This is a genomic window from Dehalobacter sp. DCM, from assembly GCF_024972775.1.
Classification (GTDB): domain Bacteria; phylum Bacillota; class Desulfitobacteriia; order Desulfitobacteriales; family Syntrophobotulaceae; genus Dehalobacter.
In genome coordinates this window covers 3,656,316-3,675,304 of record NZ_CP092282.1, presented here as the reverse complement: position 1 = coordinate 3,675,304, position 18,989 = coordinate 3,656,316, and the positions used below count along the sequence as shown (strand labels likewise).

Annotated in this window: 16 protein-coding genes and 1 pseudogene; 15 read left to right on the top strand and 2 right to left on the bottom strand. The window is 43.7% G+C overall.

The features are described from left to right. Positions 1-22: 22 nt before the first annotated feature. The 11 genes and pseudogenes from LPY66_RS17065 to LPY66_RS17015 all read left to right on the top strand — a co-directional run bounded on the left by LPY66_RS17065 (position 23) and on the right by LPY66_RS17015 (position 11,403). Positions 23-1,321 carry a hypothetical protein gene (locus tag LPY66_RS17065; protein ID WP_337985445.1) on the top strand — a complete coding sequence of 433 codons (1,299 nt, stop codon included), beginning with the start codon at positions 23-25 and terminating at the stop codon, positions 1,319-1,321. Between the two features lie 769 nt (positions 1,322-2,090). Beyond that, complete coding sequence (locus LPY66_RS17060; protein ID WP_337985444.1) at positions 2,091-2,261, top strand: hypothetical protein; 171 nt, start codon at positions 2,091-2,093, stop codon at positions 2,259-2,261. Between the two features lie 109 nt (positions 2,262-2,370). Beyond that, entirely contained in the window at positions 2,371-3,846 is a 1,476-nt protein-coding gene (locus LPY66_RS17055) for a DUF4153 domain-containing protein (RefSeq protein WP_337985443.1), read from the top strand. A gap of 162 nt (positions 3,847-4,008) precedes the next feature. Then, positions 4,009-4,527: pseudogene (locus LPY66_RS17050) on the top strand (SDR family NAD(P)-dependent oxidoreductase); the annotation flags it as partial. An 89-nt stretch (positions 4,528-4,616) separates the two neighbouring features. Further along, entirely contained in the window at positions 4,617-4,775 is a 159-nt protein-coding gene (locus LPY66_RS17045) for a hypothetical protein (protein ID WP_337985442.1), read from the top strand. 226 nt (positions 4,776-5,001) lie between these two features. Continuing rightward, on the top strand, positions 5,002-6,216 hold the full coding sequence (locus tag LPY66_RS17040; RefSeq protein WP_337985441.1) for a diguanylate cyclase: 1,215 nt from the start codon (positions 5,002-5,004) through the stop codon (positions 6,214-6,216). A 265-nt stretch (positions 6,217-6,481) separates the two neighbouring features. Further along, on the top strand, positions 6,482-7,960 hold the full coding sequence (locus LPY66_RS17035; RefSeq protein ID WP_337985440.1) for an alkaline phosphatase: 1,479 nt from the start codon (positions 6,482-6,484) through the stop codon (positions 7,958-7,960). A gap of 121 nt (positions 7,961-8,081) precedes the next feature. Continuing rightward, positions 8,082-9,239, top strand: coding sequence for a YibE/F family protein (locus tag LPY66_RS17030; RefSeq protein WP_337985439.1), 1,158 nt, complete (start codon positions 8,082-8,084; stop codon positions 9,237-9,239). A 686-nt stretch (positions 9,240-9,925) separates the two neighbouring features. Further along, positions 9,926-10,333 carry a hypothetical protein gene (locus LPY66_RS17025; protein WP_337985438.1) on the top strand — a complete coding sequence of 136 codons (408 nt, stop codon included), beginning with the start codon at positions 9,926-9,928 and terminating at the stop codon, positions 10,331-10,333. Between the two features lie 282 nt (positions 10,334-10,615). Continuing rightward, positions 10,616-11,053: a DUF4829 domain-containing protein gene (locus tag LPY66_RS17020; protein WP_337985437.1), complete on the top strand. Its 438-nt coding sequence runs from the start codon at positions 10,616-10,618 to the stop codon at positions 11,051-11,053. Further along, entirely contained in the window at positions 11,053-11,403 is a 351-nt protein-coding gene (locus LPY66_RS17015; RefSeq protein ID WP_337985436.1) for a hypothetical protein, read from the top strand. The genes LPY66_RS17020 and LPY66_RS17015 overlap by 1 nt, the downstream gene beginning before the upstream one ends. Here the strand turns inward: LPY66_RS17015 and LPY66_RS17010 are convergent. Beyond that, complete coding sequence (locus LPY66_RS17010) at positions 11,354-13,474, bottom strand: RCC1 domain-containing protein (protein ID WP_337985435.1); 2,121 nt, start codon at positions 13,472-13,474, stop codon at positions 11,354-11,356. The two genes, LPY66_RS17015 and LPY66_RS17010, sit on opposite strands and share 50 nt — an antisense overlap. Positions 13,475-13,813: 339 nt before the next feature. After that, positions 13,814-13,897: a putative holin-like toxin gene (locus LPY66_RS21035; protein WP_443112495.1), complete on the bottom strand. Its 84-nt coding sequence runs from the start codon at positions 13,895-13,897 to the stop codon at positions 13,814-13,816. A 317-nt stretch (positions 13,898-14,214) separates the two neighbouring features. Here LPY66_RS21035 and LPY66_RS17005 point away from each other — a divergent pair, with 317 nt between their 5' ends. The 4 genes from LPY66_RS17005 (at position 14,215) to LPY66_RS16990 (ending at position 18,909) form a co-directional block, all read left to right on the top strand. Beyond that, positions 14,215-15,453 (top strand): hypothetical protein, encoded by a 1,239-nt coding sequence (locus LPY66_RS17005; protein ID WP_337985434.1) that lies wholly within the window; start codon positions 14,215-14,217, stop codon positions 15,451-15,453. Between the two features lie 518 nt (positions 15,454-15,971). Further along, positions 15,972-16,874: an NUDIX hydrolase gene (locus LPY66_RS17000; RefSeq protein WP_337985433.1), complete on the top strand. Its 903-nt coding sequence runs from the start codon at positions 15,972-15,974 to the stop codon at positions 16,872-16,874. 64 nt (positions 16,875-16,938) lie between these two features. After that, positions 16,939-17,958, top strand: coding sequence for an SPFH domain-containing protein (locus tag LPY66_RS16995; RefSeq protein WP_337985432.1), 1,020 nt, complete (start codon positions 16,939-16,941; stop codon positions 17,956-17,958). Positions 17,959-17,970: 12 nt separating this feature from the next. Then, positions 17,971-18,909 carry a sugar kinase gene (locus LPY66_RS16990; RefSeq protein WP_337985431.1) on the top strand — a complete coding sequence of 313 codons (939 nt, stop codon included), beginning with the start codon at positions 17,971-17,973 and terminating at the stop codon, positions 18,907-18,909. Positions 18,910-18,989: the final 80 nt, after the last annotated feature.

Below are 18,989 nucleotides of genomic sequence, written 5' to 3'. Positions count from 1 at the left end.
CAAAGCGAGAGGGTTACAAGCGATGATGCGAAAAAATAAAAAAATATTCTTTGCCGCTATTTGTCTTCTGGTGTTATTGTTTGTCGCCACAAGTCAATACAATAAGGCTGCGCAGGCGACACCGTCCGGAGTATCGGTCTTTGCTTCGGGGTGGGAGAAAAATGCCGCGAAATTCGAGGAAGCTGTCGGAGAACAAGAAAACGGCGCTACCTTGCCGTTGACCAAATTAACGCCATTTGAGTGGGACACCGTCTATACGATAAAGCCAGGGACGACTGCTCAGCGGATATATAACATCATCGGTTATCGCTGGGGCGAGATCAACGATGACGCCAATCAGGGAAGCGCGCCGCTGATTTTTGTCCATAATGGGAAAGTTGTCTGTTTTGTCTATGGCATCACCAAGAGCTATCAATTTAACTTCGACGGTTATAAAGGAGACTATCTTCAATATACGCCGGATACCATCCGGAACTTTGTTACTGAAAAGATCGATAAAATGAACTTCACCATGCAAATAAGTGATTACCAACGCTTATTGCAGCAATACTTTACCTGCAACAGCGAGTCCGAATTGACAGAAGCCGAGGCAGCGGCCTGCGGCCTGACGAAGCAAGAAGATAACATCTATACCAGGGTGGTCTCGGACCGGAAAGACTTCGCAGCACTGAATTCCCGCTTGCGAATTCAATATGGTTCAGATGCTTCCTATGGTGATCGCTCCGGGAAAGAAATTGCCGAATATCTGGATCAGGTCGACCTTGTCTATTGTATCAAAAACACAGGCGGCGATTACGGAATTTATGATTATAACAAGTACAATGGAGGAACACCGTATTGGCAACTGGATGCCAAGTGGTACGAGCCCGAAAACTTAAGGAAAGTGACGATCACCACCACCGAGCTTCCCGGCCAAAATGGCAGCATGGTAATCAAAGGCTATGTTTTTCCCATACCGAAAACGGCGAATAAGGTTAACGTTATGGTCCATAATTACAAACTCGACACGAATTTCATTGATAATCCGGTCCAAGTTAACAAAGAAAAAGCGCTGGTGATTGCCAAAGAAAGACTGAAGCAAGAAGGCGTGATCAATGAGCCGTCCAGTGCGTATCTCGAAATAGAAAATCAGTATTATCTGGAAAGATGGGATGAAGGCAATACCGATTACGCACATAAATATGAGTCTGTCACCGAAGAAAAGTTCCTGCGGGTCTGGCATGTTTATGTTCACAATAACCCCGACATCGGCTGCAGAGTCAATATCTGGATCAACGCCACCACCGGGAGTGTTTTATGTTACCATGAGAGCGGTGAGTGAGGATTCATTCTGGCTGAGGAATGGACTATATGGAGGGGAATTCACATTTATATTAGGACAATAACGATTTTAACATTGTTGCTGATAGTCATGTTTTTGCTATATAACACGATAGGAGCCGGCATTACTATTCTTTTTCTTGCAGTGTTATTTTTGGTTATGGCCATCTTATTCAGCATCAAAGGAGAATACTACGATAAGTATCTTAGTTTCGTAAACCCTGTGCTATCAAAGGCATACAGTGATAAAGGGCAAGAATTTATCAGAAAAAACAGAAGGAACAACGTGATCTGCTATTACTTTATTTCTGCGGTACGAATTATTAACCTGGAATATCCTGGCGGGCGTGGTTTTTGCAATACTTCTGCTGGGCACTATGAGCATTTTTGTTGCGCGTTCACTGTTTTAATTTGAAGTTTAGGAATAGAAAAAGAAGTACGAAGAAAAAGAGTAGGGGAGACCGTTGCGTGAATAAAAAACCGCCCGGCTAAAGAGCAATCAATATCTGATTGCTCTTTAGCCGGGCGGTTTTTTATAGTGTCTTGATTGAATGAGGAAAATAGGATTGGGTAATTACAAATATTTACATATAAATATGTATTTTAGTATAAAAATGGAGGGAATATCGGCAAACGCGATACGTGATACGTGATATCGTGATATGTTATCAATAAACAGTATAATGTTATCGATAAACAATAAATGTATATTGACATACAATAGTTTGCGCATTAGAATTACTATTGAAATCAAAGAAAGGACTGATACCATGTGGAACCAAAATAGATCAGTTATTCTGTCTTCGGCAGCCACCAAAGTTGCCATCGTTCTGTTGATCATTGCGGCTATCGCTATGCCCGAGCTGATTTCTACATATGTAAGCTTTATTTACTGTCTACGCTTCGGCTTTGCCTGCCCTGCTGTCATTATTATGTCTTAATCGGCTGCTAACCAATATTAAACGGGATGATGTTTTCACAAGAGAAATCTGCTGTGGTTTGGATTGTCAGCCAGGGGATATCTCAGAGTATGTGAAGGGGGAGTGAAAAATGGAGAACAAGGATACTTTTTTGAGAAAAGATTTTGTTTTTGCATTGATCATGCTGATCAGCGGCTTCTTATATTGCAACCTGATTCATCTGGATAGCCTGGGTGCAGGCGTAACCATTTTTGCGGCTATCTTTTGCCTGAGTGTTTTCTTCTACCTGCGTGCAGGCGGGATTCAGCAGACACGAAGGAGCATTTTGTGTTTGATAATTGTTGTTTTGTCGTCTCTGGTCTTTCTTTTATTTGATAATATGCTGATTAAAGGGCTGAACTTTCTCTTTCTGACGTTCACCGTAATTTATTGGATCAGTCTCTCCACTGGGCGAACCTTGGAAAATAAACTCTCGGCATATATTTTGGGTGACTTTTTTAATCAGGTCATTATTATCCCGTTTAGTAATTTTGCCTGTTGCTTCAGCGCGCTGAAGAGCATGACCACCGGCAATAAAAAAGGGAAATCGTTGCTTGCTGTTGTGGTTGGGATATTAGTAATGATCCCGGTCCTGGCGGCAGTGATCGCTCTTCTGAGCAAGGCAGATGCCGCATTTGCGGAGGTGATAGCGAACCTGAATTTTAACATTTCCATGGAGATTATCATTCAGATCATTCTGGGAATTCCGGTTGCCTGTTATCTCTTTGGCCTAATCTATGGCGACCTCTTTGGACGGAATACCGAGACGGTCACAGTCGCTTCTGTCGATAAATTATCCGCTTCGGCCCGGTTTGTGCCGGAAGTGACCGGTTACACTGCTTTAACGTTATTGAATCTTGTCTATATAGCATTTTTCCTTTCACAGCTTGCTTATCTTTTTTCAGCTTTTAACAACCATTTGCCGGAACTGATGACCTACGCTGAATACGCACGCAGGGGTTTCTTTGAACTTTGCGCCGTTGCTGCGATCAACCTGATTGTGTTGACTGCGGTCTATCTTCTGATTAAACGGGGAAGGGAGCGGGTGCTGAAGATTGAAACCGTTGTGCTGTGTCTGTTCACGCTGTTGCTGATAGTCACTGCGATTAGTAAGATGGTGATGTATATCAACTGCTTTGGCATGACCCCACTGCGCATTTATACCACCTGGTTCATGCTGGTGCTGTTCCTGATTTTTGCAGTGATTACCTTGCGGCAGTTCAAAAAATTCAATGCCGCCAGAACAATGCTGGCGGGGTTTGTGATCCTTTTTCTGGCCTTAAGCTACGGTAACGTAGACGGACGTATTGCCGCCTACAATATTGACCGGTACCAAAGCGGAGCCTTGAAAAGCCTGGATGTTCAGGCTTTGGCCGGTCTATCCGCTGCGGCAAAGCCATATCTTTACTCTTTGTATACGGAGACAACCGATCCGAAATTAAAAGCAGAACTTTGTAAAGCCCTATCCCCGCAAGCAGGGGACAGCAATGGCGAGTCCGATATGAACGACTTCCGAGACTTTAATCTGCAGCGGCATCTTCCCACATATCCAATTTCACTGCGATGATAGCCTCCCACAATATATGGCAGCAGTTACTTCTATATTGAGAACATATTCGGGCTGATCGTGATTCTTACAAAAACTACCCTTCGGACGGACCACTCTTTCGAGTGGTCCTGTTAATTTTGCCCTGGATTATAATAAGCTCAAAAGTCTATCTCAAAGATATTAATGAATCCCAGTCCCGTTTATGAAGACCCCAATTATCAAACAGGAAACAAACTCCAGGGTAAGATTGCCCTCATCAGCGGTGGAGACAGTGGTATTGGCAGGGCTGTTTCCATTCTCTATGCCAAAGAAGGGGCTGACCTGGCTATTGTATTTTTAAATGAACAGCAGGATGCCCAAATCACCAAAGAAAGGATCGAACAGCTGGGACGACGCTGTTTACTTTTAGCCGGGGATGTTGGTGACGAGGCGTTTTGTCGGCAGGCTGTTGAACAGACGGTCAGTACCTTTGGGCATCTGGATATTCTGGTCAATAATGCCGGCGAACAGCATCCCCAAAACTCAATTCTGGATATCACATCGTCGCAGTTGGAAAGTACTTTCCGTACGAATGTTTTCGCCATGTTTCATTTGACCAAAGCAGCACTTCCTTATCTGCAAAAAGGAGCGGTAATTATTAATACCGCTTCCATTACCGCCTATCAAGGTGAAGTGCGTTTAATTGATTATTCGGCATCTTAAAGAAAATAATCATTTTCACAATATATTCAGAAAATTCGGCAAATAAGTTACACTTATCATATATTATATAGAGGAGGAATAGAAGGATGAAAACATGCAATATCTGCGCAACCGTCAAAGATACCAAGACCTATGTATTGCAGACAGGTCTGGCAAGTAGTGAAGAAAGCGAACAATGGGAAGTCTGTGACGCCTGCAGTTCAGCATTTCATGTCATGGAAGAGTATGTTCAGGGGCAGCAATAACCGGTCTGAGCAAAATGCAAGCTATGCGGTAAAGAAATAGAAAAATGGTTGGTATTGGAGTATGAATATGAAAAAAAGGTCCCTGAATTGGGAACATGTGGATTCTCCCCTTTGTGACGAGGCGCAAGGGTTTTATTTAATAAACCGGTAATTAATTGAATTATTGCTAGGAGGCGATATAATATATGAGTACCTAAGCGAACAGTACGATGATTGACGAGGCTTTATGAGAATCACGGATTTTTTAGTAAGGGATAACAGCGAATCATTTCTAAGGGAAAGACTGACGGTTAATTTTCGGAGATGGCGGATATTTGCGCTGCTGATCATTGGGTTTGAGCTCATTTTGGCAATTTCAGATCTTTGCGCTTCCATCATGAACATCGATAACCGGTTCTGGTATAATCACTATCTTCTGATGTACATCATTATGATTATATTGAATGCGGCCAGTTTGGTGTTTATTAATCGCTATAAGGATCTGAAGAATTTACCGCATCATCTGCTGAAAAAATTGGAATCACGTCTCGTGGTCTATATGACCTTGATTATGTGCTGGGGCAGCGTGGTCTCACTGTTGGATCAAAGATTATATGGAAATTTATCAGCGTGTATGGTGAACATCATCACCTGTTCCGTCTTGTTCTATGTCGATAACAAGAAGATCATCATTCCCTATTTGGGTTCGGTTTTGATTTTATTCGTTGGTTTGCCCTATTTTCAAGAATCGACGGATAAATTGATCGGTCATTATATCAATCTGTCTGTTTTCGTGATTATCTCTTGGCTGGCTTCAAGAATCATTTATCATAATTATTTTGATGATTTTAAAGCCAGAGAATTATTAAAAAAGACCAATATCTTACTGAAAAAAGAGATTGAAAATAATCAGCAAACAAATATGAAACTGGCTTTAGCCAGTTACCAACTCAGTAAGTTTTCTTTAATCGATGAGCTGACGGGCATACCCAACCGGCGAAGCTTCAGGAATTTTATTGATTTGGCCTTTGAAAGTCAGGATCATACGGTGATCTCCATCATCATGATCGATATTGACCTTTTTAAAGAATATAATGATCATTATGGCCATAATGCAGGCGATAATGTGCTGATCGCGGTAGCCAATGAGATCAACTCCGTTGTCAGGGATGCACGTGATTTTGCTGCCCGTTGGGGTGGGGAAGAGTTTATTTATATATCATTTGACGAGAATGAAGCGTATATCGGGGAAGTCGCTGAAACAATCCGGCAAAAAGTGTATGCCTTACATATTCCGCATGAGTATGCCAGTACCGGTGATTATATCTCTGTCAGCTTAGGTACCAGTACGATGAAGATAAGCGGAATTGCCGATGTGAGTCGGGTTATGGAACAGGCGGACAAAGCATTATATCTGGCTAAAAAAAGCGGACGAAACTGTGCGGTAAAGGGAACGGAATAAATGTGGGAAGAGCTCATCGAGGAACTCGTGTCTCCAAAAATTTACAAATAACTATGTTATTTTAACTTAAATAGGGTATATAATATAACATAAATTACCAAAATATGCCATATAGTAATACTTAAGATGCCGTCTAGTGTAACTCGCAGCATCTTTTTTGTGTATGAAGTTTTTGAAAAATACACGAATTTTAACATTCACTTAATTTGGCAATAACACACGTAGTGTACAATGCAAATAAATATGAAGGAGGTGCAAGGTATTCATGGTTCTGAAAAGGCATTCGAAAACGGTTATCGCTTTATCTTTAATCCTGGTCGTTATGGTATCTTTTTTCTCAGCTCAGCCGCATCAGAGTATGGCCAATTCAACCCAAGATGAGGTTTATCGTGGTCAGACCCCGAAATATGTATTCATGTTTATCGGGGACGGGATGAGCTATGCTCAAGTCAGCAGTGCGGAAATGTATCTCGGTGAAAAAACAAAGCCCGGTGCGGTTACGCCCCAGCAATTAAACTTCACGCAATTTCCTGTCCACGGCGCGCTGATGACCCAGGATTCTTCTTCTTTCATCCCGGATTCCGCTTCGACGGCGACTTCTCTGGCTTCCGGCCATAAGACGCTTTCCGGTGTAATTAACATGGATGAAACCAAAACCAAGGCGTATACACCCATTACCGAAAAGTTGAAGAAAATGGGATATAAAATCGGGATTGTGACCAGCGTCCCCATTACCCACGCAACCCCGGCTGCTTACTATGCTAAAGTAGCGAATCGCAATGACGCTTATGAGATCGGGAAACAACTGGCAGCCAGCGGTTTTGACTATTTTGGCGGCGGAGATTTTGATCAAAAAACCGGTCCCAAGGGCACGGACACCCCTATTTATGACATTGTTAAAAATTCGGGCTATACGATTGCCAATACCAAAGAAACGATTATGGCTTTAAACAGCAAATCCGGCAAAGTTGTGGCGATTGACCCGGATAATTACGAAACGGCTTTAGACTATGAAATCGACCGCGAGGCAGACGAGCTGAGCCTGGCTGATTATGTGAAAAAAGGAATCGACGTGCTGGATAATAAAAAAGGATTCTTCATGATGGTGGAGGGCGGCAAAATCGACTGGGCCAATCACGCCAATGATGCCACCGCTTCTATCTACGATACGATCGCTTTTGGTGATTCCGTTCAAGTCGCTCTGGATTTCTACAAGAAGCATCCCAAGGAGACCCTGATTATCGTTACAGCTGACCACGAGTGCGGCGGCATGACGATCGGCTATTCCCTGACCGGTTACAGCACGCATTTTGATAAACTGCAGCCTGTGACGATGTCTTATCAGGATTTTGACAAAATCATCACAACTTACAAAAATTCAAACCCTGCAACCCCTAAACTGGAAGATTTGAAAAACGAAATATATCAGGCATATGGTCTGGATATCGCGAGTTTGACTTCTTACGAAGGGGAGCTTCTCGCCAATGCCTTTCAAAAAACCATGTCCAATGCCAAGCCGTCCAATGAGCAGGAACAAGTCCTGTATGGATCCTATAATCCGTTATCGGTGACACTCTGTCATATCGTGAATAACAGAGCCGGAATCAGCTTTACTTCCTATTCCCACACGGGAGTGCCCGTACCGGTTTATGCATTTGGCACTGGCTCGGAGCTGTTTGATGGATTCTATGACAATACCAAGGTCTATACCAAGCTGGCCGCAATTACCAAAGTCAAGAAGTAAATAGCGAAACTCAATCGTTATTGCCTCCACCTGTCCTGAGCGGGATTGTTTCCGCTCAGGTTTTTGCTGAATAGAACGAAGGTAAGTCAGATGAAAGGAATACTCACGGAGGAAAAAATTGATGAATCGATTGCCTTTAAAGGAACGCATTTTTATTGTTTTTGTCATAATTTTTGTTGCTGCCCTTGCGCTTATGCCGACCGGATTCCGAGAAAATACGTATCCTGACAGTGAGCGAGCCGTGGCCAAAGTATTGGAAGTCGATAATTCGAATATTCATCAAACCATTAGTTTCGTCATGGAAGGGGAACAAGTATGCCGGGTTGAAATTCTCAACGGCCCTTTCCAAGGAGAGCAAGCGCTGGCGCACAACCGGTTTACCGGCAGACTGGAGATGGATAAAGCGTTTTCGGTTGGCGACAAAGCTTTGGTAGTCATTGATCACACCGGGCAAACGATTCGAAATATTACCATGGTCGATCATTATCGCCTTCAGATGGAAGGAATCTTAATTGGTCTTTTTGCTATTTTTCTGATCTTATTTGCCCGTTGGACCGGCGCCAAAGCACTTATTTCCTTTCTATTAATTGTGCTGATGATTTGGAAGCTCCTGGTGCCCCTCCTGCTGAAGGGCTGGAGTCCGGTTATCATTTCGCTGTATTTTGTAGTCACAGCCACGACGATCATCATTTTTATGGTCGGAGGACTTAACCGAAAGTCCGTGGCCGCTGTCCTTGGTTCGCTGCTGGGAACGTTCCTTACGGCGATCCTGGCGTTGATTTTCGGGAATTGCTTCAAGATTCATGGTGCAGTACTGCCCTATTCCGAGAGTCTTCTCTATGCAGGGTATGCCCACCTGAATTTAACCGAGATATTGATTGCGGTGGTCTTTATCGCTTCAGCCGGTGCGTTGATGGATTTGGCAATGGATATTGCCGCGGCTGTTGATGAAGTCGTAGCCAAAAAACCGGACATAACGGCAAAGGAAGCCATGATGTCCGGACTGAAAATCGGCAGGACGGTGGTTGGAACCATGACGACGACGCTGTTGTTCGCCTACACCGGAGGCTATATTGCGCTGCTGATGTTTTTTATGGCCCAGGGGACACCGGTTCAAGACATGTTCAATTTAAAATACGTATCCATGGAGATCCTGCATACGATCGTGGGCAGTTTTGGGCTGGTTGCAGTCGCGCCGTTTACCGCAGTCACTTCGGGGCTTCTTCTTACTAAAAAACGGGATGATAAATTCCAGGGAATTCAATTTGTCCAGGATTAACCAGGATTAAGTCTGATTTATCCATAGATACAATACCAATATAAAACATATATTAACAAAAAAATACAATTAATAGACCGTTATCCATCTGAAGTGGGCGGTTAATTTCTTTTTATGGAACGAAAGTAAAATACTAAACCCCTTCTTACGAGGGGTTTAGTATTTTATTTTCAATTGCTATGCTTCTCTATCGTCAGTGCGTTTCCTTCTTTGTAAGGCTTATTTTATCTCTCTTATGCGGCTTCAGGGGCTTGCGTTTATTTTTGCATGATCAGTGAGTTAATTTAACCAAAATCAGATAGAAGATAGGGTCTGCGGTTGCGGTATTCTAGTATTATAAGACATAACATTTCGGAGTTCTTCTCTGGAGAAGGTAGAATATAAGTTGATGAGGGGGGATTGATGTGATTAAGGGCAATAAAGAGCTGTTTAAATATTTGGGAATAATATTCGTATCTGTGCTGCTAACCTGTAAACTGCCCAGAGATTCATATTCAATCATGCAATATGTAATCGGGCCAATAAGATTCGAGAATTCAGTTGTTTATTTATCGGGAATAATTCCGTTGATCATATTCGTTATCGGTATAAGGGGATTATTTCGCTTGGAACGTTATGCCAGTAAAAGTAAATTACTGATATTTTTGACTGTAATCATCCTGGTTGTGCCGATAATGAGGAGTTCAGTGGAAGCAGTAAAAACAGCGTATTTCTGGACAATAAATGATGGGCTGAAGTCTATAGATTTAAAGGATGCGAATTTTAAAATTTTAGATGTAACAGATAGTGAAGCGACGCTAAAAATAAAACTAACATTAATTGATCACGGTAGGGATACAACTGATTTCAAAGTTAGATTATATTTGCCGGGATCATTAATGAATTACTTTGATACAGAATTGATTGAATTGGATGAACAGTACAAAACCTTTGGCCATCGCAATGTTTTCAGCATTGATAAAAATATTACAGTCAATTTAGCGGATGGTTGTACCGCCGAAGAAGTACAGGATTCTCATTGGTATTGGGAGACATTCAGATACGATCTCTATAATGAAAAACAATCAGTAAAAATGATATATCATGGAATATAGAAAATAGGAAAATATTCCTGTCAATTAGTCATTAAAAGAAGTTGATTCGGTTGATTGGAGTTCGATCTATATAGTTATATCTTATTTGATTTCACCTATCTGTCCTGCGACAGTACCTGGCCAGGGGTTTAAGGATGGGCAGGATTACGCCGAATACCTGCTGCAAAAAAGAACGTTCAGGCGGTCTTAGCTAAATACACGCTGGAATTCACCGACGAAGAGTGGACATATGGGGAACTGGTTAAGTGATGATGGGCATATCTTGGGGAGGAGGAATTTTTGATGCGAAGAAAGATGTATCTCCTGATAACCATTTTCTTATTTGCCTTAGGTGCGGGCTGCAGCAGTTCTCAGACGGGCGATGCGGCAGAACAACTTAGCCAGGCTGACAAAGACGCGGCCGTTGAAGTTGTGACGAAGCATCTGGAGGACAGAAAAAACGATTTTGGCGTGATCAGCCTTTCCATTAATAGTGTCTGGGCGGTTGAAAACGCCCAGCATCTGCAAAATATTCTGGAAGATGAACATGCCGCTAAAATGGGACTGACCAAAGAAAACATCGCCCTGGTGGATGCCTATATCAATGTTCAGTATGACGAAACCAAAGTACCTGACCAAAGCGGGGAAAACGTATATATCGGCTTCACCCTCATCCGCCAGGATAAAGACAGTCCCTGGCTGATCAATAATTACGGCCAGGTCTGGGCGGGGTTACTTTGATGGATTTTGAGAATCCCTGTCCGGAGAGGAGCGCCGAGCTTTATGTCTGGAAAAATAAAGCCCTGACCGGCAATGATAACACCTATTACACAGTTTTGAGCGAGCAGACAAACGAAATTAACAAAAGCAGGACAGCAAGTGAGATTTACGATCTGGCTAAGGCTAGCGATGATCTCAATGACATTAACTTGCAACTTAGCGGAATTCCGAACCTGACTTATCTGGCTGTCTATCAAATGAATACCGCCGATTTTAGCAAGCAGCCCAGCAAAATCCAGAGATTCTCGCCGGTATTACCTTTTAAATTTCATAATAGACATCAATATATGCAAAGTATTTGTCTTCCATAGAGAATAATAGGTCGTCATTAATAACGCTGTCACCACCAAGGACATAAATATTTCTGGTTAACTGATTTAATATGGTATTATACTTCTCCAAATTCGGTGGATTGTTTCCGACTAATATGACCGGACTGTTTGTAAAAGCTGCTAGCACCGAACCTGCCAAGGCATCCGGGAAATTTTTGCCGCTGGCCAAAAATACGGTTCCGGTATCCATCCCCATATTCTTGGCGACTTGAAGGGAGGTATCATAACGGTCTGCTCCACCGTAACGTACAGCATCCGGGAGTTGTAGCAGGATACCATCCGATACAACACCGGTTCCGCCGATGACGAAAGTCTTTTTAACACCCAGTTCGGTAATTGCCGTCTGTGCGGGCGGTGATAATTTATTAGGCATGGTCAGGAGGATCGGCATTCTCTGATACCCGGCAGCTGATGATACCGAAAGCGCGTCAGGATAATTCAGACCGTTGCAGACAACCGCTTTCTCACCACTTGTCAATTTATGGTCATAAAGGTATTGTGCAATTTTGTAAGAAGTATCAAAACGATCCGTGCCTCCAAGCCTGATGACCGTGTAACCGTCGTTCTTTAATTGATTACTGATATTTTTGGAAATAGCCCCTTCACCGCCAAGCAGGTAAATTGTCTTGGGACCGAGGCGTTCTATTTCTGCAGCGGTTTCGGGGGAAAGCGTATTTTTGTTTGTCAAAAGAATGGGAGCGGCAAGGCCGGCAGCCAATGGCGTTCCGGAAAGCGCATCCGGGAACGAATCGGCTCTGGCCAAAACAACTGACGTTCCATACCCGTCAGGAAACCCTATATCTGGAAGCATACTTGGTAGCAACCCATAAGGCCAACCGCTGTTGGAAATTTTCACGGCGGTTTCGAAACGGTTGTTGCCGCCCAGACGGTGTGCCGCGGAAATATTTTGATCAAGCAGAACATCGTAGAAGCTATAGCTGTAAAGCATTGTCCCATCGCCCAGCTGGCCGGTGAAGTTGGAACCATGGGCTACTAATCCGAACGATGTAACGACAAAAGCATTGTTAAACCCTGCAGCTACACTATCCTCGTATGGTACATATATTTCTACAGGATAATCAAAGTAATCTTTGTAATAATCGTGATTTGCGTCTCTTATCAGGTAAGTCCGGTTGTCGCCCCACGCACATAAATCATTGGCGTAATCTTTAGCAAATGAGTTGGATGATCCTGCTTCAATGCTTAATAATGTATCATTATTTAAACAAACCGGAACCGGTGTTTTTTCCGGTTGATACGTATTTTTCCCCACGCCGAGCTGTCCGACATCATTTTTTCCCCAGGCGTATGCTTTGCCGCTTGTATTTAAGGTTAAGCTGTACTCGTAGCCTGCCGATACTTGTTTAATATTGCTGAGCTGTGTTACCTGGAACGGGGTATTTCTGTCCGTGCTGTCTCCGGTTCCCAGCTGGCCATACGTATTTGCGCCCCAAGTCCATACCTTGCCGTTTTGGTCAAGCGCCATGCTATGGTCCGCACCGGCGGAAATCTGGGTAATCCCGGTAAGATTCGGAACCTGGATATAAGAGAGCCGTTGTTCGCTGCTTCCGTCTCCCAGCTGGCCGCGGGTGTTATTGCCCCACGCCCAGACAGTACCGTCATCTTTCAGAGCCAGGGCAAAATCCGTTCCGGCCGATATCGCCTTCACGGAATCCAGCACTTCCACCGGTGTCGTTTGATAGGGATTATCGGGTGACATGGTCAGGCCAAAAAACCAGAGCTTACCGTCCGTTGTCAAAATAAGGCTGAATCCTAACCCGGCGGAAACCGAAGAAATCACGCCTTTATCGAATGGGATTTTCACCGGCATAAGACGGGTTATCCGGGAACCGTCCCCAAGCTCCCCGAAAGTATTGTCTCCCCAGGCATAGAGCTGCCTGTTATTAACATAAAGCGTATGCAGGACACCTGGACTGACCATCCCTTGAGCAGGATTAAGCGCCAGTGCCAGGGCCGGCGCCGATGTAACATTCCCAAAAATAAGTAAAAAAGACAGCAAAATTATTGCCATTGCTTTTCTGCTTTTCAATATTTTCCCTCCATAAAAAAATACTTGATAAATGTAAAGATTTATAACAAGAATTATTGTAAAGCAGCAAGCGTTGAATATCATTGCAATATTGTTGGTAATAAAGGTAAAATTAACATAAGATTCAATTAAAAACATGGATAGAGGCATTTGATAACTGATAAATACGCGGTGAACTCAGGCGTCCAAAATTTTACAAATAACTATGTATTATAACTTAAATATGGTATATAATATAAGCAAAGAGGAATCATGCTACTACATGATTCCTCGCAACAGCCGCTTTTAGAGCGATCGGCGAAAGTGAACGGAATAGACCGTTGACCTTGGAGGGGCGGTCTATTTCCTGTTTTTGAAGGATAGTATCAAAACGACCAAAGTCGCAAACGAAACCATCAGCATCAAAGTTTGGAATATATCCATGGGCATCACCTCCTTCCGGAGGGAGTGCCGACCGCCCTGCACGCCGTCTGTTGCAGGATGATTATACCATATAATGCCAAAATAAGCCATATAATAACATTAATGGTGCTGAATTTTCTGGCATAGCAATATCAATTGCTGGCAAGGTTAATGAATTGGTATAGGTGTTTAATTGGTTAATTTATTCAACAGGGAAAGTCTTGTGTATCCAGACAGGCCAAATAGACAAATAAATCCTTAAAAGTGATATAATGTATGAGAATTAGGCAGTAAGGTGAGGGGATAGGATGTTCAGGTTAAACAACAAAATATACAGAGTGAGCGTAATAATTGCTTTAATCTTTATTTTTGGATACATATCAGGCTGTAGTTCGGCAACCAAAAATTCACAGGTCCAATCGGAACCTGAAAGTCATGTTCCCGTATTATCTGCGACTCAAATTGATTCGCCGGCAAAATTTGCTCAGGCTTATCAAAAGGGGATTCCTTCTCTTTCCCGGGAAGAAACAGCGGCGCTGCAAAAACAAGCCGATAACGGAAAGGCAGGCTTTCTCCTGGTTCCAGACACAAGTGCCGTTCGAATGTTAAACCTTTCCGGAGGGCAAGCGGAGAATCTGTATCATGGACCGGATGGGATTTCTTCATTTCTTTATGCATGGGATGATCATAATTCGGTATTTATAAACGTTGCCCAACCTGAGAAAAAAGGGGAAGGCGGTATCTGGACCGTTACAGGATATTCCAGTTTAACAGAAGACGATCTGTATTGGTATGACGACATTGTCTGCTTTTCCGATGGTTTGGTAGAAATCATGGGAACAAAAATAGGTTATCAAAAGCCTACGGAAGCTGAGGCGGCCAAGCTGCTGGAATGTATTTCTCCCCGGCAGGAGGAAATGATCATGAGCCGTGCGGTGAAGTGCTATATTGCTTCCCAAAACCAAAAATATGAGGATCTGAAAGCCCTTTGCAGCAAAGAACTTGCGGAAGAGATCACAGTTAACCTCGACGGCGGGGGCCAAAACGAATATGGGGCCGGAACGCTCATAGCGTTAAAAAACTGTACTGAGGATAAGCCTGCTAAAATCTATTTCCCCCGGCTAGAAACCGGAACTTCTCAATATTCTGTAACGCTTGATATTGAAAATAATCAAGGCCTGATCGTATTTTTTCAAATTGAATCCGATGGTGATGCAACCATTGCCAAGGTAGTATTAAGCCCGAGAAAAATAATCGGAAAATTTATGGAAGAGTATACATTTTGCTATGGTAAAAAAGAAGTATCAGCAGAAATATATACATTAAAATACTGTTCTACAATTAAACTGAATGCGGATAATTCCTTTCTCTTTACGATCAATTTCCTAGAGGGGATGGAAGAATTAACAGGGGTGTGGAAAACGAATGAACGAGACAATGGATGCATCGATCTAGTTTTCGATAAACTAGATCCTGATGAATATAGATTCGAAGTGATATCAGAAGATGAATTGATTTATCATGGATCTTCTTGGGGTTCCCTCATGGAAGGTAACATATATAAAAGAATTAATTGAATAAGGGTTAGAGATCTTCATTGAGGCGTAGCATAGATGAGGAATGGTTGACAAAATTTTACATCTAGCTATGTGTTTTAACTTAAATATGGCATATAATATTGTAAGAGGAATCATGCGGTTAACATGATTTCCCACAACAGCCGCTTTATAGGCGGTCGGCTTATGTTTTCGGATTAGACCGTTACATTGTAGGGTGGCGGTCTATTTCTTTCTATTGAAAGATAGGGAATGCCGAACGCTCTGCTCTCAATCTGTTGCAGGGAAATTATAACATAAATTTACAAAATAAACCATATGTCTAACGGGAAAGATGCTGTGCATAAAATTGCAGCATCTTTTTGACGTCCATGGAGGGACTAATGCCGCGGTGCCATGGAGGGCAAGGAGCGGCAAGTCCATGGAGGGACTAATACTCTTGACAATCCAATAGATAGTATTATAATGATAATAACAAAATAATCATAACAGAGTGATAATAACAAATAGCAAATACATAAGCGGAAAGGATGTTGCCAATGGAAAATCAATTACGAAATAAACACGGTCTCACCGAAAAAGAATTCTTAAAGACCTATGATCCCAACAAGTTCGACCGACCTTCTGTCACCGTCGATATGCTGATTTTCACCGTTGCGGAAAGGGAAAACAAAAATTATCGCACCCTGCCGGAGAAAGAGCTCAAAGTACTGATGATTAAGAGAGCGGACCATCCCTGTATCGGGCAGTGGGCACTGCCGGGGGGATTTGTGCAGATGGATGAAAGTCTTGATGAAGCGGCGCTGCGGGAACTCAAAGAAGAAACCAACATCGACAATATCTATATGGAGCAGCTTTATACCTGGGGAGACGTCCACCGGGATCCGCGCACCCGAATCATCAGTACTGCCTACATGTCACTCGTGGACAGCACGTCATTGGATATTCAATCCGGCGATGATGCCGATGATGCCAGGTGGTTTACCGTCTCATGCCAGCTTCAGCAAGAACAAAAGACCCTCACGGAGAAAGGATACAGCCAGCAGCAGTTATTCCGACTGCATCTCACCAATGATGAACATGCCCTTCAGGCCGTGGTGAAGATTGTGAAAACCGTAGAAGGCAAAGTCACCAAGATAGAGAGGGAAGTCGTGGCCTCGGAGGGGATCGGCTTTGACCATGCCAAGATCATCGAATACGGCCTGGAAAGGCTGCGCAATAAGATTGAATACACCGACATTGCCTTCACTCTGATGCCGGAACTGTTCACCTTAACGGCACTGCAGCAGGTGTATGAAATCATCCTCGATACCCCGCTGCTGAAGGCAAATTTTCGACGAAAGACTGCCGGAATGGTCATTGAGACCAACGAGTACACCAAGGATGCGGGGCACCGGCCTTCAAAGCTTTACCGGTTTAACCCGAATTGGCTTAAAGAATAGGCATCCAGACTTCATTTGAATTGATTCTGTTTGATTCTGTCTATATATAAAGGAGGGAAAAGCAATGTTCGGTTTTCGATTTATTAAATTCCAGCCCAGCGACTATGTTATGAAGTACAGAAACGGTAAGATCGTGAAAAACGGACCGGGTTTATCCTTTTTCTATTATGTGCCGACGACGTCCATCGTTGCTGTTCCAATGGGCAGCGTGGATATCCCATTTATCTTTGAAGAAGTCACGGTGGATTTTCAGACCGTTACCGTCCAAGGACAGATCACGTATCGCATCGTTGATCAAAGAAAGATTGCGGGTCTCTTGAATTATACGCTAGATATCAAAGGCAAAGGATATGTTTCCGATGATCCCAAAAAGCTTCCCCAGCGGGTGATCAACAGCGTCAGAGTCTTAACCAAAAAGACGCTGGAAGGACTGCAGCTGAAAGAAGCCATCACGTCCAGCGAAATTCTGGCCCAGACCATCTTTGAGGCCATGCGCCAGGATCATGAAATTGATTTGCTCGGGATTGAAATCCTGGGACTTTCCATCTTAGCTATTACCCCCAATAAAGAAACGGCCAGGGCGCTCGAGGCACAGGCCAGGGAGCAAATCTTAAAACAAGCCGACGACGCCATTTATGAACGGCGCAACGCCTCCATCGAACAGGAAAGACGTGTCCAGGAAAATGAATACAATACCGAAATCGCCATAGAAAACAAAAAGAGGCAGGTCCGGGAGACCCAGTTGGAAGCGGAAAGAGCGGTGCAGCAAAAACAAAATGAGCTCAAGGACGAACAGCTGAATTTTGATACGGCCCAGGAGGAGAAAAAGCAAGCGCTCATCGAACTGACCGTACAGAACGCCAAAGCCAAAGCCGACGCCAAAGCCTATGAACTTTCGGCTATGATGAAAGCGTTGGAAGACACGGACTTGAATGTCATCCAATCCCTAGCCAGTATCGGGATGCAGCCCAACAAACTCATTGCACTTGCATTTCAGGGGCTGGCTGAGAAAGCGGAGAAAATCGGCCAGCTGAACATCTCGCCGGATTTGCTCCAGGAAATTACCAAAGGATCAAAAGGATAAGAGGATACGGCTATGATGAAACTAACCGAAAATAAAATTGTCCTGATCAAAAGAAAAACAAGACTGGAAGAACTGATTGCCAAGTATAACACCCTTGCCCAGGCTAAGTTTTATATCGAACACTTGCAAGCGGATTTTTCGGATTATCTGGCGGAAGATCAAAAATACCAGGCCGTGATATCCGAAGCGCAAAATACACTGGAAACACTCGGCAGGGTCCAGGTGGTAGACCGGCAATACATTTCCAACTTTATCTTCGGTGAAAATGATCTGGTCGTGGCCGTGGGACAGGACGGGCTTGTTGCCAATACCTTAAAATATTTGACCAACCAGCTTCTGATCGGCATCAATCCCGACCCTGCCCGCTGGGACGGCGTGCTTCTTCCTTTCCGGGTAACCGACTTGAACCGGATCGTTCAGGATGTATTCAAACAAAAAAGGCCGGTGGAAGAAGTCTCCATGGCCAAAGCGGTCCTCAATGATGGTCAGGTGATGTACGCCGTCAATGACTTGTTCGTCGGACAGAAAACCCATGTCTCCGCCCGCTACCAGCTGGAAATCAGCGGCGAACGGGAGCAGCAATCCTCCAGCGGCATTATTGTCTCAACGGGCCTGGGGGCGACCGGATGGCTGAAAAGTGTGATCGCCGGTGCAACCCATATTGTGAATTGTCTTGCCGGCAGCGATTTGAAAGTCCGACAGGAAACAGAGTTTCGCTGGAACCAAGAGTACTTATATTATTCGGTCCGTGAGCCGTTTCCCAGCAGAACCTCTCAGGCTAACCTTGTCTTCGGAAAAATCACCCGGGAATCTCCGCTAAAAATACGTTCCCAGATGCCGGAAAACGGTGTCATCTTCAGTGACGGCATCGAAAGCGACTTTATCCAGTTTAACTCCGGGGTCGAGGCCACGGTGACGGTAGCTGAGAAGAAGGGACGGTTGGTAGTGTGAAGTCCTGAATTACCAGATTGCCTTATCCCTCATACCCCATCCGAAAATAGTCCAGATATTTTTTGAACGTATCCTGCGCG

Coding starts and splice junctions, on each gene's coding strand:
- LPY66_RS17055 (WP_337985443.1), top strand. CDS start 2,371: ATGGAGAACAAGGATACTTTTTTGAGAAAAGATTTTGTTTTTGCATTG.
- LPY66_RS17020 (WP_337985437.1), top strand. CDS start 10,616: ATGCGAAGAAAGATGTATCTCCTGATAACCATTTTCTTATTTGCCTTA.
- LPY66_RS17030 (WP_337985439.1), top strand. CDS start 8,082: ATGAATCGATTGCCTTTAAAGGAACGCATTTTTATTGTTTTTGTCATA.
- LPY66_RS17000 (WP_337985433.1), top strand. CDS start 15,972: ATGGAAAATCAATTACGAAATAAACACGGTCTCACCGAAAAAGAATTC.
- LPY66_RS17040 (WP_337985441.1), top strand. CDS start 5,002: ATGAGAATCACGGATTTTTTAGTAAGGGATAACAGCGAATCATTTCTA.
- LPY66_RS17065 (WP_337985445.1), top strand. CDS start 23: ATGATGCGAAAAAATAAAAAAATATTCTTTGCCGCTATTTGTCTTCTG.
- LPY66_RS16995 (WP_337985432.1), top strand. CDS start 16,939: ATGTTCGGTTTTCGATTTATTAAATTCCAGCCCAGCGACTATGTTATG.
- LPY66_RS21035 (WP_443112495.1), bottom strand. CDS start 13,897: ATGGATATATTCCAAACTTTGATGCTGATGGTTTCGTTTGCGACTTTG.
- LPY66_RS17045 (WP_337985442.1), top strand. CDS start 4,617: ATGAAAACATGCAATATCTGCGCAACCGTCAAAGATACCAAGACCTAT.
- LPY66_RS16990 (WP_337985431.1), top strand. CDS start 17,971: ATGATGAAACTAACCGAAAATAAAATTGTCCTGATCAAAAGAAAAACA.
- LPY66_RS17015 (WP_337985436.1), top strand. CDS start 11,053: ATGGATTTTGAGAATCCCTGTCCGGAGAGGAGCGCCGAGCTTTATGTC.
- LPY66_RS17060 (WP_337985444.1), top strand. CDS start 2,091: ATGTGGAACCAAAATAGATCAGTTATTCTGTCTTCGGCAGCCACCAAA.
- LPY66_RS17035 (WP_337985440.1), top strand. CDS start 6,482: ATGGTTCTGAAAAGGCATTCGAAAACGGTTATCGCTTTATCTTTAATC.